Here is a 13,933-nt window from a genome sequence, read left to right as displayed (position 1 = left end):
GGACCGCAGAAGCGGTCCGGGCCCTTCCGTATGTCCGTCACCCGTCAGCGGCGGTGCTGCGAGTCCGCCACCGTCACCTCGACGCGCTGGAACTCCTTGAGGTCGCTGTATCCCGTCGTCGCCATCGCCCGGCGCAGCGCACCGAAGATGTTCATCGAACCGTCGGGGGTGTGCGAGGGGCCGGTGAGGACCTCCTCCGTCGTGCCGACGGAGCCCAGGTCGACCAGCTTGCCGCGCGGCACGTCCTCGTGGACGGCCTCCATGCCCCAGTGCCGGCCGCGGCCGGGCGCGTCCGTCGCACGGGCCAGCGGGGAGCCCATCATCACGGCGTCGGCGCCACAGGCGATGGCCTTCGGCAGGTCGCCGGACCAGCCGACGCCGCCGTCCGCGATCACGTGCACGTACCGGCCGCCGGACTCGTCCATGTAGTCGCGGCGGGCCCCGGCCACATCGGCGACCGCGGTCGCCATCGGGACCTGGATGCCGAAGACGTTGCGCGTGGTGTGCGCGGCGCCGCCGCCGAAGCCGACGAGGACACCGGCCGCGCCGGTCCGCATCAGGTGCAGGGCCGCGGTGTACGTGGCGCAGCCGCCGACGATGACCGGGACGTCCAGCTCGTAGATGAACTGCTTGAGGTTGAGCGGCTCGGCAGCGCCCGAGACGTGCTCGGCGGAGACCGTCGTACCGCGGATGACGAAGATGTCCACACCCGCGTCGACGACGGCCTTGGAGAACTGCGCGGTGCGCTGCGGCGAGAGCGCGGCGGCGGTGACGACACCGGAGTCGCGCACCTCCTTGATGCGCTGCCCGATCAGCTCCTCCTGGATCGGAGCCGCGTAGATCTCCTGGAGGCGGCGGGTCGCCGACTCCACGGGCATCTCGGCGATCTCGTCGAGGAGCGGCTGCGGGTCGGCGTGCCGGGTCCACAGGCCCTCGAGGTTGAGGACGCCGAGGCCGCCCAGCTCGCCGATCCTGATCGCGGTCTGCGGGGAGACCACGGAGTCCATGGGTGCGGCCAGGAACGGCAGCTCGAACCGGTAGGCGTCGATCTGCCAGGCGATCGAGACCTCCTTCGGGTCGCGGGTGCGACGACTCGGAACGACGGCGATGTCGTCGAATGCGTACGCCCTGCGGCCGCGCTTGCCGCGCCCGATCTCGATCTCAGTCACGATGATGTGGCCTTTCCCTCTACGTCTGCGTTCCCAGTATCCCCGACACACGGCTGAGGGGCGGTCCCGGTGCGCCCGGACCGCCCCTCACCTGTGGTGATGCGTTACTTCCTGCTGTAGTTCGGCGCCTCGACCGTCATCTGGATGTCGTGCGGGTGGCTCTCCTTGAGCCCCGCCGAGGTGATCCGCACGAACCGGCCGTTGGCCTGGAGCTCCGGGACGGTGCGGCCGCCGACGTAGAACATCGACTGACGCAGACCGCCGGTGAGCTGGTGGACGACCGCGGCGAGCGGGCCGCGGTACGGGACCTGGCCCTCGATGCCCTCGGGGACGAGCTTCTCGTCGGAGGCGACGCCCTCCTGGAAGTAACGGTCCTTGGAGAACGACTTGCGGTCGCCACGGGTCTGCATCGCGGCGAGCGAACCCATGCCGCGGTACGACTTGAACTGCTTTCCGTTGATGAAGAGCAGCTCGCCCGGGGACTCCTCGCAGCCCGCGAGCAGCGAGCCGAGCATCACGGTGTCCGCACCGGCCACGAGAGCCTTGGCGATGTCGCCGGAGTACTGCAGGCCACCGTCGCCGATGACCGGGACACCGGCCGCCTTGGCGGCGAGCGACGCCTCGTAGATCGCCGTGACCTGCGGGACGCCGATACCGGCGACGACGCGGGTGGTGCAGATGGAACCGGGGCCGACGCCGACCTTGATGCCGTCGACGCCCGCGTCGATCAGCGCCTGGGCGCCGTCACGGGTGGCGATGTTGCCGCCGATGACGTCGACGCCCGAGGCGTTCGACTTGATCTTGGCGACCATGTCGGAGACGAGGCGGGAGTGGCCGTGCGCGGTGTCGACGACGATGAAGTCGACGCCCGCCTCGACGAGTGCCTGGGCCCGCTCGAAGGCGTCGCCCGCGACGCCGACCGCGGCGCCGACCAGCAGCCGGCCGTCCTTGTCCTTCGCGGCGTTCGGGTACTTCTCGGCCTTGACGAAGTCCTTGACGGTGATGAGGCCCTTGAGGACCCCGGCGTCGTCGACCAGCGGAAGCTTCTCGATCTTGTGGCGGCGCAGCAGCTCCATGGCGTCCACGCCGGAGATGCCGACCTTGCCGGTGACGAGCGGCATCGGCGTCATGACCTCGCGCACCTGACGCGAACGGTCGGACTCGAAGGCCATGTCACGGTTGGTGACGATGCCGAGCAGCTTGCCCGCGGCGTCGGTTACCGGCACGCCGCTGATGCGGAACTTGGCGCACAGCTCGTCGGCGTCACGCAGGGTCGCGTCCGGGTGCACCGTGATCGGGTCGGTGACCATCCCGGACTCGGAGCGCTTCACCAGGTCGACCTGGTTGGCCTGGTCGGCGATGGAGAGATTGCGGTGCAGCACACCGGCGCCGCCCTGCCGGGCCATGGCGATCGCCATGCGGGCTTCGGTGACCTTGTCCATCGCTGCGGAGAGCAGCGGGATGTTCACCCGTACGTTCTTGGAGATGTACGAGGAGGTATCGATCTGATCGGGCGCCATGTCGGACGCGCCGGGCAGCAGCAGCACGTCGTCGTATGTCAGCCCGAGCGTCGCGAATTTCTCGGGCACTCCGTCGACGTTTGCAGTCATGACACCTTCCCCAAATGGCCTTGATCGGTGCGGATGTCCATGCTAACGGCCTCCGGGGGTGTCTCATTCCACGATCAAGATCACCTAGAGGTTCTGTAGCTTCGTACGGAACCTGCGTACGAGGAAATCCGACGCCGCTCTACTGCTCGGCGAGGGCGCGCAGCCTGCTCAGTGCGCGGTGCTGGGCAACCCGGACCGCACCCGGCGACATGCCGAGCATCTGTCCGGTCTCCTCGGCGGTCAGACCGACCGCGACCCGGAGAACCAGCAGCTCACGCTGGTTCTCCGGGAGGTTGGCGAGGAGCTTCTTGGCCCAGGCCGCGTCGCTGCTGAGCAGTGCGCGCTCCTCGGGCCCGAGCGAATCGTCCGGCCGCTCCGGCATCTCGTCGGAGGGCACGGCCGTCGACCCCGGGTGCCGCATCGCGGCCCGCTGGAGATCGGCGACCTTGTGGCCGGCGATGGCGAAGACAAAAGCTTCGAAGGGTCTGCCGGTGTCCTTGTAGCGCGGCAACGCCATCAGCACCGCGACACACACCTCCTGCGCCAGGTCCTCCACGAAGTGGCGAGCATCACCGGGCAACCGGTTCAGCCGGGACCTGCAGTAGCGCAGCGCAAGGGGGTGGACATGAGCCAGCAGATCATGGGTGGCCTGGGCGTCGCCGTCGACGGCACGGTGCACCAGAGCACCGATCACCGTCGTCTCGTCGTCGCGCATCGGACCATGGTGCCCCGATGCCGCTTCATCCGCGGCACCGCGTCCGTAGTTGTGCACCGAAGCGTTATGAGCGGGTGCGCCGGAAGTCATGTCCTGCGCCCTCCCCTTCCGCTCGACCGAATCGTTCCCGAGGAACTCCACATCTCAAGGATGCGTCATCGGCCGGGAAGCGTCACATACCGAGGCGGCCGAGCAGCCGATCGGCGTCCCGCCGCCCCCGTCACCCCGTCCACCGAAGTGCGGACGGGGAAGCGGCCGGCTACCGGTCATGGCCCGTCATCAGCGGACCAGACCCCAGCGGAAGCCGAGCGCGACGGCGTGTGCCCGGTCCGAGGCGCCGAGTTTCTTGAACAACCGTCTGGCATGCGTCTTGACGGTGTCCTCGGAGAGGAAGAGCTCACGCCCGATCTCCGCGTTGGAACGGCCATGGCTCATCCCTTCGAGCACCTGGATCTCACGCGCCGTGAGCGTGGGCGCCGCACCCATCTCGGCGGACCGCAGCCGACGCGGGGCGAGCCGCCACGTCGGATCGGCCAGCGCCTGGGTGACGGTCGCCCGCAACTCCGCGCGGGAGGCGTCCTTGTGCAGATATCCGCGGGCACCGGCGGCGACCGCGAGCGCGACACCGTCCAGGTCCTCCGCGACGGTCAGCATGATGATCCGGGCCCCCGGGTCGGCGGAGAGCAGCCGTCGGACCGTCTCCACACCCCCCAGACCGGGCATGCGTACGTCCATCAGAATCAGATCCGAACGGTCGGCTCCCCAGCGGCGGAGGACTTCCTCGCCGTTGGCCGCCGTCGTCACACGCTCGACGCCGGGCACGGTCGCGACCGCGCGACGGAGCGCCTCTCGGGCAAGCGGGGAGTCGTCGCAGACGAGGACGGATGTCATGACCGTCCTCCGCAGCTGATGCGCGTCACCTTGAGCCTCCAGGCTGATACAAGTCGTCACCTGTGCGGTTGACGCTCTCGGACATCTGCCCGATCGCTTTTTCTGCCAACCGCCTCCGCACTCTCAACGATGGTCACTCGAAAGAGTTACGGGCCCGCGGGGCGGGTTCGGCACTCTACGTGAGGGACCGTGCACAGAGGAGAGCGGCGCGGTTGGTCAAGCCGTCAACCGAACTTTCACTTCAACGTATGCCCCATTTAGTCGGTTTTCTTCCCTTTTGCTGGTGTCTGTGGCTAGATTCGCAATCAGTCATATTTACATCTACTAGCACCGTAGATGTACGGTCATGGGCACCGGTCCAACGACGAACGCCAACGACGTTTCCTACCCACCATGGTTTCGAGGGGACAAGCAATGGCAGATTTCTCCCGCCTTCCCGGACCCAACGCCGATCTGTGGGACTGGCAGCTGCTGGCGGCCTGCCGTGGGGTCGACAGCTCGCTGTTCTTCCATCCGGAGGGTGAGCGCGGAGCGGCACGGAGCGCCCGCGAGAACTCGGCGAAAGAGGTCTGTATGCGATGCCCGGTACGCGCCGAGTGCGCAGCGCACGCCCTGGCGGTGCGGGAGCCCTACGGGGTGTGGGGCGGACTGACCGAGGACGAGCGCGAGGAGCTCATGGGACGGGCCCGCAACCGACTGATCGCGGCAGCACCTCCGGGGATGGCCGCCCCATCCGGGCACACCTGATCCCTAAGCACTCCGCACGACAACAGAAGAAACGTTCCTGCACCGCATGCCTGCGGGGCGGGCCAGTGGCATGCGCGGCCCCGGCCTAGCGGGCGGCAGCCAGGAACAGCTGATCCAGCGTGGCCGCCACGGCGGGGACGTGGGCCAGGTCGGGAAGAGTCAGTGCGACGATCTCGCGTTCGATCGCCGGCTCCACCGTCACGGTGCGGGCCCCCTTGGGGCGCACCGACTCGATCGCCAGCGCCGGCAGCACGGCCACTCCCAGACCGGCGCCGACCAGGCCGACCACCGCAGGGTAGTCATCGGTGGCGAAGTCGATCCGGGGGACGAAGCCGGACTCCTCGCAGACCTCCACCAGCTGCCGCCGGCACCGCGGGCAGCCCGCGATCCAGGACTCGTCGGCCAGTTCACCGATCCCCACGGCGTCCGCACCGGCCAGCCGGTGCCCGTCGGGAACCAGGCCGATCAGCCGGTCGGTGAGCAACGGGCGCACGACCAGGTCCTCCCACTCGCCGCCCGAGGCGCCGTAGCGGAACGCCAGTGCGATGTCGCAGTCACCCTCCCTGAGCATCTCGACCGAGCGCGGCGGCTCCGCCTCGACCAGGGAGACCCTCGTCCCCGGGTGGGCGGCGCGCAGGGCGGCCAGAGCCCCGGGAACCAGAGTGGAGCTGCCACTGGGGAACGACACGAGCCGGACCCGGCCGGCCCGCAGCCCGGCGATCGCAGCGACCTCCTCCTCGGCGGCGGTCAGCCCGGCGAGGATGCCGGACGCGTGACGAACCAGCGCCTCACCCGCCTGGGTGAGCCGCATCTCGCGGCCTGTGCGGATCAGCAGCGTGGTACCGGCCGAGGACTCCAGGGCCTTCATCTGCTGGCTGACCGCGGGCTGGGTGCAGCCCAGTTCGCGCGCGGCGGCGGAGAACGAGCCGGTGGCGGCCACGGCGCGCAGGACACGGAGATGACGGGCTTCGATCACTCTTCAACCATAAGGGCAGCTTGGGTGGAGTGCGAAATATTCGCATGCCTCTTTGAGGATGGGGTCGTCAGTGCCCCTCCCGGCAGCCTTGCCCGTCGCACCGCCGAGCACGCCCGCTCGCCCCGTCGGCCAGAAGCCCCGGTGGCTCCGTCCTCGGGCTCCCGACTCCGTTCGAGCAGCGGAGACCGCATCCGAGGACGTCCGGCCGCCGTGCGATCGCATGCACCGGAAAACGCTCCTCATGGGCAAACACTGCCGGTCACGGCACTAGCGTTCGCTGTATGGAACTGCTGACTGTGAATGCGGGACGGCCCGAGGCCGTCGACTACACCGACGCCGCCGGCGGCGTGACCGGGATCGGCAAGCAGCCGGTCGACGGCCCGGTGCGGGTCACCGACCCCGGCCCCAAGGGCACCGGCGGCAGTGGGGTGGCCGGGGACGCGGTGTGCGATCTGCGCCATCACGGCGGCTCGGACCAGGCCGTGTACGCCGTCGCCCGTGAGGATCTCGACGCCTGGGAGCGTTCGCTCGGCCGTCCGCTGGCCAATGGCGCGTTCGGCGAGAACCTGACGACCGCCGGACTGGACGTGAGCGGCGCGAGGATCGGCGAACGCTGGCGGATCGGAGCCGATCTGGTCCTGGAGGTGACGTCGGGCCGCATTCCGTGCCGCACGTTCGCCGGTCACCTCGGAGAGAAGCGCTGGGTCAAGCGATTCACCGAGGCGGCCGCCCCGGGCGCCTACCTGCGGGTGATCGAGCCGGGCGAGATCCGCGCCGGGGACCCGGTCGAGATCGTGCACCGGCCGGACCACGACATCACCGTACGGATGCAGTTCCTGGCGGTGACGGTGCGGCGGGACCTGCTGCCGGAGCTGCTCGCGGCCCGGGACGCACTGCATCCCGAGACGCTGCGCACCGCCCTGAAGTACGTGGCGGCGCAGGCACCGGGCGAGTGATCAGTGCGGTGTGCGGGGCACTAACGTGCCGCGTATGACGACTGCATTGATTTCGGGTGCGACCGCGGGAATCGGGGCCGCCTTCGCGCGGCGTCTCGCGGCCGACGGGCACAACCTGGTGCTGGTGGCGCGCAGCACCGAGCGGCTCCGGGAACAGGCCACCGAGCTGCACGACCGGCACGGCATCGAGGCCGAGGTGCTGACCGCAGACCTCTCCGAGGACGACGGGATCGCCTCGGTCGAGGCGCGGCTGACGGACCGCCGGCATCCCGTCGATCTGCTGATCAACAATGCCGGGTTCGGCAACAAGGGCCGCTATCTGGATGTGTCGATGGCGGACGAGCTGAAGATGTTGAAGGTGCACTGCGAGGCGGTGCTGCGGCTGACCTCGGCTGCCGCGGCGGGGATGAAGGAACGCGGGCGGGGCGGGGTGGTCAATGTGGCCTCGGTGGCGGCGTTCGTGCCGCGCGGGACGTACGGCGCGTCCAAGGCGTGGGTCGTTCAGTTCACCCAGGGCGCGGCGAAGGACCTGGCCGGTTCGGGGGTGCGGCTGATGGCCCTGTGCCCCGGCTTCGTACGGACCGAGTTCCATGAGCGCGCCGGGATGGGGACCGACAACATTCCGGGCTGGATGTGGCTCGACGCGGACAAGCTGGTCGCCTCGGCGCTGGCGGATCTCGCGCGCGGGAAGTCGGTGTCGATCCCCGACGCGCGGTACAAGGCGCTGATGGGGCTGGTGAAGGTGACGCCGCGCGGCCTGCTCGGAGGGGTCACCTCCAAGACAGGCCGCAAGTACGGTCCGCAGTAGGGCGGTCGGACGGTGTGCGGATTACCTGACGCCGCGGCCCGCGTACGCGCCGATGTTGGGGGCGCCGGGCTTCAGCTCGTTGCCGAACCAGTCCTTGCCGCCGTTGTTCTCGATGACGGCTCCGGCGGCCAGGGCGGGCGAGCCCTCGCCGAGCCGGAAGTCGTCCCGCAGCTTCGGGTCCTCGGTGATGCCGCCGGGGTTGGGGCGGGTCATCTCGATGCCGTGGAACGCGTTGTGGTCGAAGGAGAGCCCGGGGGTCGGGTTCTTGAACGCGTAGCCGCCGGTGCCCTCGCTCACGAAGATGTTGTTGCGGATGGACAGTTCGTGCTGGGTGGTGGCGGGGCTTCCGGCGTCGTCCTGGACGAGGTAGCCGGGCACCTTCTCCTTGTTGTGGAAGGTGTTGTTGTAGATCTGCGTGTCGAGGATCGGGCCCCAGCAGTTCTGGATGAGGCGCGCGCCGTCGTTCCGGCTGACGTTGTAGCGGGCGACCGTGCCGATGGTCTTGGCACCGCTGTACGGGCAGATCAGCAGGAAGCCACCGGTGTTGTCGTGGCTGTAGTTGTACTGGAAGACGGTGTTCTGCGAGGCGCCGTCGGCGTCGAAGGACATGCCGTCGTGGGTGTTTCCGCCGCCCGAGACCTCGTTGTACTCGATGGTCGTGTCGTCGGTGTTGAAGGTCCAGATACCGGCGTTGGCGGAGGGCGAGCGGAGCTGGAAGCCGTCGACCCTGTTGTGGTCGACGCGGGCGCCGCTGGTGGTGTCGAGCTTCATGCCGTCACCCGCGAGGGACTTCAGCGTGTTGTGGTGGATCCGCACGCCGGTACTGGGCGTCCACTCCCCCGGGTAGACGTTCGGGTCCTGCTGCTGGCCGACCAGATCACGCTTGGAGAAGGTCGACTTGAAGTAGATGCCCTCGCGGTCGACGTCCTCGATGCGGTTGTGGCCGATGTCGAGACCGTCGTACGCGCTGGGCTTCGTCTTCCCCTCGACCGCGATCTGGATCGCGCTGGAGCCGGAGACCGTCTTGTAGTCGCCTCCGCGCACATCGTGGATGTACAGGCCGGAGATCTTGAAGCCGCGGGCGGTGCCGTAGTCGGTCAGGCGCAACCGGACCCCGTTGCGCTCGCTGCCGGGGGCGGCGGCGTTGGTGATCTCCAGGTCGCCGAGGTGCACGTACTGCATGTTGGAGAGCAGGACCACGTCGTGGGCGCCCGCGCCGTCGAGCTTCGCGCGGGCCCCGCCGCTGCCGTAGTCGGCAATGGTGAAGGGCGCGCGGGCGGAGCCTTCACCCTGCGGGGCGAGGGTGCCGGTGCAGGTGGTGCCGCGCTTGAAGAGCAGCCGGTCACCGGGGCCGTAGGTGGGGGCGCCGGCCTCTGCCAGGGTGGTCCACGGATGCTCCTTGCTGCCGGTGGCACCGGCCGGGTCGGCCGAGCAGTCGACATGGAACGTGCGGCCGGTGGGCGCGGCCTGCGCGGCCGTCTGGCCCGCGACGGTCATACCCGCGGCAGCAGTCAGGGCCGCGAGCGCTGCGGCGGTGACGCGATGTCTCACAATTCCTCCGTACGAACAGTCAGGGTCGAGTCGGCATCGCCGGAATCCTGGACTCGGATTGATCGAACGTCAATGGATTACGTTTGAATGATCGAAACTGCCATCGTTCGATCACGCTGGACTAGGGTCGATCCCGGGGTCGGATCACTGCGAGGGGACTGCTGCCGTGCGCGAAACTGCTGCTGAACGTCATGACCGGCTGCTGGGGCTGGTACGGGAACGGGGCTCGGCCCGGGTCTCCGATCTCGCCTCCCAGCTGGGCGTCTCGCCCGTCACGGTGCGCCGGGACGTGGAGGAGCTGGCGGGCCGGGGCCTGCTGGACCGGGTGCACGGCTCGGTCTCCTGGCCGCAGGACCACGCGGCCCCCGGTGCCACCGCCGGCGCGGGCAGCGGCCTGGTCCTCGGCATGCTCGCGCCCTCAGCGACGTACTACTTCGCCGAGGTCATCCGCGGGGCGCACGAGGCGGCGGCCCGGGCCGGGGCCCGGCTGATCCTGCGGATCTCCGACTACCGGCCCGAGGAGGACCACGCGCGCACCGAGGGGCTGCTCTCGGCGGGCGCCGAGGGCCTGCTGATCGCGCCCGGCTGGCAGCATCCGGGCGACCCGGCGGCATTCGGCGACTGGATCGCCTCGCTGCCCGTGCCCACGGTGCTGCTGGAGCGCCGGCCCGTTGCGGGCTCGCGGCTGGACGGCCTGGACCGGGTCTGCTCGGACCATGCCCACGGGGTACTGCTCGCCGTGCGCCACCTGGTGGAACTGGGTTACGGGGCGCCACTGCTGATGGCCCGTGCCGATTCCCCGACAGCGATCGCGGTGCGGTCCGGCTACGCGGAGGCACTGTCCGTGCTGGGGCTGCGCGCACCGCAGGACGTGATCGATTCCGTACCGGCGGAGCTGGCCCCCGACGCCTTCGAGGCGGCGGTGCAGGCGCTGCGCGAGGCGGTCGTCTCGGGGGTGGCCACGGCTGCGCTGATCCACAACGACGTGGACGCGATCCAGGTGGTGCAGCGCCTGGCCGAGCTGGGTGTGCGGGTGCCGGACGACCTGGCACTGATCGCCTACGACGACGAGGTGGCGGCGCTCGCCGACACGCCGCTGACTGCGGTGGCGCCGCCCAAGCGCGATGTGGGCCGGCATGCCACCGAGCTGCTGGTGGAACGACTGGGCGAGGGCGAGGGCGCGCCGCGGCGCCATCTGACGCTGCTGCCGCAGCTGCGGGTCCGCGACTCGTGCGGTTCTCCCCTCCCGTAACCCGTCCCGCGGCCTCTCCCGCAGCTCTCACCATCCGCTTCCGTACGTAACTTCTTTGATCTTTTTTCGATCAATCAATCTTTCGCTCTTGACTTCGGTCACGACTGGTTCAAGGATCACGGCCAACGCCAATGTCGTCGCCTGTTCAGGAGCCTCGCTGTGAGCCGCAGTTCGAGCAGAACGTCCCTTGCCCTCGTCGGCGCCGCCACCGCCCTCGCCGTACTCACGGCCTGCGGCGGCAGCGGCGACGACAGCGCCGCCCCCGGAAGTGACGGCAAGCCCGTCAGCATCACCTTCTGGGGCTGGGCCAAGGGATCCAAGGAGGTCGTTGACGCGTTCAACGCCTCGCACAAGAACATCAAGGTCGTGTACGAGGAGATCCCGTCCGGCAACGCGGGCGGCTACGCCAAGATCTCCAACGCGGTGAAGGCGGGCAACGCCCCCGACCTGGTGTCCATCGAGTACCCGCAGCTTCCGGAGTACGTCAGTCAGGGCGCGCTCCAGGACATAGGCCAGTACTTCACCGAGGACATCAGGAAGAAGCTGCTGCCGCAGGCGGTGGAGCTGACCACGCTCGGCGGCAAGAACTGGGCCGTCCCCTTCGACGCCTCTCCGCAGTCCTTCTACTACCGCAAGGACCTGTTCGAGAAGTACGGCGTCGAGGTCCCCACCACCTGGGACGAGTTCCGCAAGGCGGCCGAGAAGATCAAGAAGGCCGACAAGAAGGCCCGCATCGGCACGTTCTTCCCCGACGACCCGACCACGTTCCAGGCAATGGCCTGGCAGGCCGGCGCCCAGTGGTTCAAGGCCGAGGGCGACACCTGGAAGGTCGACACGACCGACGCGGCCACCAACAAGGTCGCCGACTACTGGCAGGGTCTGCTCGACGACGACCTGATCCGTGCCAACGCCTCGTTCAGCCCCGAGTGGACCAACTCCCTGAAGAGCGGCGGCACCGTCGGCTATCTCGGCGCCGCCTGGGGCGCGGGCGTCCTCAAGGGCACCCTGCCCGAGCAGAGCGGCAAGTGGGCGGTCGCCCCGATGCCCAGCTGGGACGGCAAGCCGGCCAGCGGCATGCTCGGCGGCTCCACCTTCGCGGTGACGAAGACCAGCAAGAAGGCCGAGGCCGCGGTCGAGTTCGCCACCTGGATGTCGACCACCGAGGACGGCATCAAGGCCCGGATCGAATCCGGCACGTCGAGCGCCTTCCCGGCTGCGGCCGAGCTGCGTCCGGTCGCGAAGAAGGCCTTCGACGCGGACTTCTACGGCGGCGAGGACATCTACCAGGTGTTCGAGGACGCGGCGGCGTCCATCGGCCCCGACTGGACCTGGGGTCCGACGACCGGCACGACGAACACCACCATCAAGGACCAGTTCGGCAAGGTCGCGACCGGCGGCACGACGATCACCGACGCGGTCAAGGCGGGCCATGACGCCACCGTTGCCGAGCTGAAGAAGCGCGGTCTGAAGGTCGAGGACGCAGGCTGATGAACCGCGCCCGGACGACCAGAGCCGCCGCCATCCTGCTGGGGCCCTTCTTCGTACTGTTCACGTTGGCGATGGTGGTGCCGATCGGATACGCGGTCTGGCTCAGCCTGTTCACCGAGAAACAGTCCGGCCTGGGCTTCGGCGGCACCGAGACCGTCTTCAGCGGTCTCGACAACTACGCGGCGGCGCTGGGTGACCGGGCATTCCGCGAGGGCTTCGGCGTACTCCTCGGATACTGCCTCTTCTACATTCCGCTGCTGCTCATCGGGGCCCTCGCCCTCGCCCTGCTGCTGGACTCCGCGCTGGCCCGCGCCCGCCGGTTCTTCCAGCTCGCGCTCTTCCTGCCACATGCGGTGCCGGGCATCATCGCCGCGCTGATCTGGGTGTACCTCTACACGCCGCAGCTCAGCCCGGTCATCAGCGCCATGGAGTCCGGCGGCATCGGCTTCGACTTCTTCTCCCCCGAGGGCGCGCTCCCGTCCGTCGTCAACATCGCCCTGTGGGAATGGCTCGGCTACAACATGGTGATCTTCTACGCGGCGCTGCAGGCCATCGACCGCTCCGTGCTCGAAGCGGCCACGGTCGACGGGGCGGGCGCCTGGCGCATCGCGCTGAGCATCAAGGTGCCGCTGATCCGCGCCTCCGTCGTGATGGTCGCCCTGTTCACGGTCATCGGCTCGCTGCAGCTGTTCACCGAACCGCTGATCCTCAACAAGGGCACCGGATCCGCCGTCTCCTCCACCTGGACGCCGAACATGTACGCGTACACCGCGGCCTTCGAACGCAACGACTACGGCCTCGCGGCCGCGGCCTCCATCCTGCTGGCCCTCACCGCCGCACTGCTGTCCTTCGTCGTCACCCGCTTCACCGGCCGGAAGGGCAGGAAGGCATGAACTCCTCAGCTCCCAAGAGCCGTTGGATGTCCAGGACGGCGGTCAACGGCTTCCTGGTCCTCGCGGTCGTCTACATGCTCTTCCCTCTCGTCTGGCTGGTCACCGCCGCAACCAAGGACACCGGCGATCTGCTCGCGGGCAACGCCTTCTCCTTCGACGGCTTCAACCTCGGCGAGAACCTGTCGAACCTCGCCTCCTACGGCGACGGCATCTACTTCCGCTGGTACCTCAACAGCCTCTTCTACGCGGGCGGCGGCGCGGTCGTCTGTTCGCTGATCTGTGTCGCCGCGGGGTACGCCTTCGACAAGTACGAATTCCGGGGCAAGGAGAAGCTGTTCGGCGTGGTACTGATGGGCGTGCTGGTCCCGACCACCGCGCTCGCCCTGCCGATGTATCTCCTGGCGTCCAAAACCGGTCTCGTCAACACCTACTGGTCGGTGCTGATCCCGGTCCTCGTCAATCCGTTCGGCGTCTACCTCGCCCGGGTGTTCTCCACCGGCTACATCCCGAACGAGGCGCTGGAGGCCGCCCGTATCGACGGAGCCGGCGAGTTGCGCGTCTTCTGGTCGATCGGCCTGCGCATGGTCATGCCGGGCTTCGTGACCGTCTTCCTCTTCCAGTTCACCGCGATCTGGAACAACTTCTTCCTCCCCCTCGTGATGCTGTCGGACCGCAAGCTGTTCCCGCTGAGCCTCGGTCTGTACTCCTGGAACACCAACACCCACGGCGAGCCGAGCTTCTATCCGCTCGTCGTCACCGGATCCCTCCTCGCCGTGATCCCCCTGATCGTCGCCTTCGTCTCCCTGCAGCGGCACTGGAAGGCGGGTCTGACCGCCGGAAGCGTCAAGTGACCGTCGCCCGCCCCTTGAGCCGAGCG

At 68.8% G+C, this 13,933-nt stretch carries 13 protein-coding genes; 7 read left to right on the top strand and 6 right to left on the bottom strand.

Going from position 1 to position 13,933, the window contains the following annotated elements:
- Positions 1–44: 44 nt before the first annotated feature.
- The 4 genes from ACFU6I_RS22505 to ACFU6I_RS22490 form a co-directional block, all read right to left on the bottom strand.
- Entirely contained in the window at positions 45–1,169 is a 1,125-nt protein-coding gene (locus ACFU6I_RS22505) for a GuaB3 family IMP dehydrogenase-related protein (protein ID WP_030914322.1), read from the bottom strand.
- Between the two features lie 104 nt (positions 1,170–1,273).
- Positions 1,274–2,779 (bottom strand): IMP dehydrogenase, encoded by a 1,506-nt coding sequence (gene guaB, locus ACFU6I_RS22500; protein WP_384369528.1) that lies wholly within the window; start codon positions 2,777–2,779, stop codon positions 1,274–1,276.
- 139 nt (positions 2,780–2,918) lie between these two features.
- The gene (locus ACFU6I_RS22495) at positions 2,919–3,494 is read right to left on the bottom strand and encodes a sigma-70 family RNA polymerase sigma factor (protein ID WP_030084428.1); all 576 of its coding nucleotides are present in this window, start codon (positions 3,492–3,494) and stop codon (positions 2,919–2,921) included.
- Between the two features lie 279 nt (positions 3,495–3,773).
- The gene (locus ACFU6I_RS22490; RefSeq protein ID WP_003948568.1) at positions 3,774–4,385 is read right to left on the bottom strand and encodes a response regulator transcription factor; all 612 of its coding nucleotides are present in this window, start codon (positions 4,383–4,385) and stop codon (positions 3,774–3,776) included.
- Positions 4,386–4,799: 414 nt separating this feature from the next.
- Here ACFU6I_RS22490 and ACFU6I_RS22485 point away from each other — a divergent pair, with 414 nt between their 5' ends.
- Complete coding sequence (locus ACFU6I_RS22485; RefSeq protein WP_266982485.1) at positions 4,800–5,132, top strand: WhiB family transcriptional regulator; 333 nt, start codon at positions 4,800–4,802, stop codon at positions 5,130–5,132.
- Positions 5,133–5,217: 85 nt separating this feature from the next.
- Here ACFU6I_RS22485 and ACFU6I_RS22480 read toward each other — a convergent pair whose 3' ends face one another.
- Positions 5,218–6,108: a LysR family transcriptional regulator gene (locus ACFU6I_RS22480; RefSeq protein ID WP_384369525.1), complete on the bottom strand. Its 891-nt coding sequence runs from the start codon at positions 6,106–6,108 to the stop codon at positions 5,218–5,220.
- A 281-nt stretch (positions 6,109–6,389) separates the two neighbouring features.
- Between ACFU6I_RS22480 and ACFU6I_RS22475 the strand changes: the two genes are divergently transcribed.
- Positions 6,390–7,064 (top strand): MOSC domain-containing protein, encoded by a 675-nt coding sequence (locus ACFU6I_RS22475; protein ID WP_384369522.1) that lies wholly within the window; start codon positions 6,390–6,392, stop codon positions 7,062–7,064.
- 34 nt (positions 7,065–7,098) lie between these two features.
- Positions 7,099–7,872, top strand: coding sequence for an SDR family NAD(P)-dependent oxidoreductase (locus ACFU6I_RS22470; protein ID WP_384369519.1), 774 nt, complete (start codon positions 7,099–7,101; stop codon positions 7,870–7,872).
- 21 nt (positions 7,873–7,893) lie between these two features.
- Here the strand turns inward: ACFU6I_RS22470 and ACFU6I_RS22465 are convergent, their stop codons facing one another.
- A complete protein-coding gene (locus tag ACFU6I_RS22465; RefSeq protein ID WP_384369516.1) occupies positions 7,894–9,423 on the bottom strand; it encodes a right-handed parallel beta-helix repeat-containing protein in 1,530 nt (509 codons plus the stop codon).
- Between the two features lie 166 nt (positions 9,424–9,589).
- Here ACFU6I_RS22465 and ACFU6I_RS22460 point away from each other — a divergent pair, with 166 nt between their 5' ends.
- From ACFU6I_RS22460 to ACFU6I_RS22445, 4 genes are all read left to right on the top strand, one after another.
- Positions 9,590–10,675 carry a substrate-binding domain-containing protein gene (locus tag ACFU6I_RS22460; protein ID WP_384369513.1) on the top strand — a complete coding sequence of 362 codons (1,086 nt, stop codon included), beginning with the start codon at positions 9,590–9,592 and terminating at the stop codon, positions 10,673–10,675.
- A gap of 159 nt (positions 10,676–10,834) precedes the next feature.
- The gene (locus ACFU6I_RS22455; protein ID WP_384369510.1) at positions 10,835–12,163 is read left to right on the top strand and encodes an ABC transporter substrate-binding protein; all 1,329 of its coding nucleotides are present in this window, start codon (positions 10,835–10,837) and stop codon (positions 12,161–12,163) included.
- The gene (locus ACFU6I_RS22450; RefSeq protein WP_384369507.1) at positions 12,163–13,056 is read left to right on the top strand and encodes a carbohydrate ABC transporter permease; all 894 of its coding nucleotides are present in this window, start codon (positions 12,163–12,165) and stop codon (positions 13,054–13,056) included. The genes ACFU6I_RS22455 and ACFU6I_RS22450 overlap by 1 nt, the downstream gene beginning before the upstream one ends.
- Entirely contained in the window at positions 13,053–13,907 is an 855-nt protein-coding gene (locus ACFU6I_RS22445) for a carbohydrate ABC transporter permease (RefSeq protein WP_384369504.1), read from the top strand. The genes ACFU6I_RS22450 and ACFU6I_RS22445 overlap by 4 nt, the downstream gene beginning before the upstream one ends.
- Positions 13,908–13,933: the final 26 nt, after the last annotated feature.

This window comes from Streptomyces sp. NPDC057486, from assembly GCF_042802415.1.
Lineage (GTDB): Bacteria > Actinomycetota > Actinomycetes > Streptomycetales > Streptomycetaceae > Streptomyces > Streptomyces yanii.
The sequence above is the reverse complement of the archived record's forward strand: the minus strand, read 5'-3'. Positions and strand labels throughout refer to the sequence as shown.

Coding starts and splice junctions, on each gene's coding strand:
- ACFU6I_RS22445 (WP_384369504.1), top strand. CDS start 13,053: ATGAACTCCTCAGCTCCCAAGAGCCGTTGGATGTCCAGGACGGCGGTC.
- ACFU6I_RS22495 (WP_030084428.1), bottom strand. CDS start 3,494: ATGCGCGACGACGAGACGACGGTGATCGGTGCTCTGGTGCACCGTGCC.
- ACFU6I_RS22490 (WP_003948568.1), bottom strand. CDS start 4,385: ATGACATCCGTCCTCGTCTGCGACGACTCCCCGCTTGCCCGAGAGGCG.
- guaB (WP_384369528.1), bottom strand. CDS start 2,779: ATGACTGCAAACGTCGACGGAGTGCCCGAGAAATTCGCGACGCTCGGG.
- ACFU6I_RS22470 (WP_384369519.1), top strand. CDS start 7,099: ATGACGACTGCATTGATTTCGGGTGCGACCGCGGGAATCGGGGCCGCC.
- ACFU6I_RS22475 (WP_384369522.1), top strand. CDS start 6,390: ATGGAACTGCTGACTGTGAATGCGGGACGGCCCGAGGCCGTCGACTAC.
- ACFU6I_RS22485 (WP_266982485.1), top strand. CDS start 4,800: ATGGCAGATTTCTCCCGCCTTCCCGGACCCAACGCCGATCTGTGGGAC.
- ACFU6I_RS22450 (WP_384369507.1), top strand. CDS start 12,163: ATGAACCGCGCCCGGACGACCAGAGCCGCCGCCATCCTGCTGGGGCCC.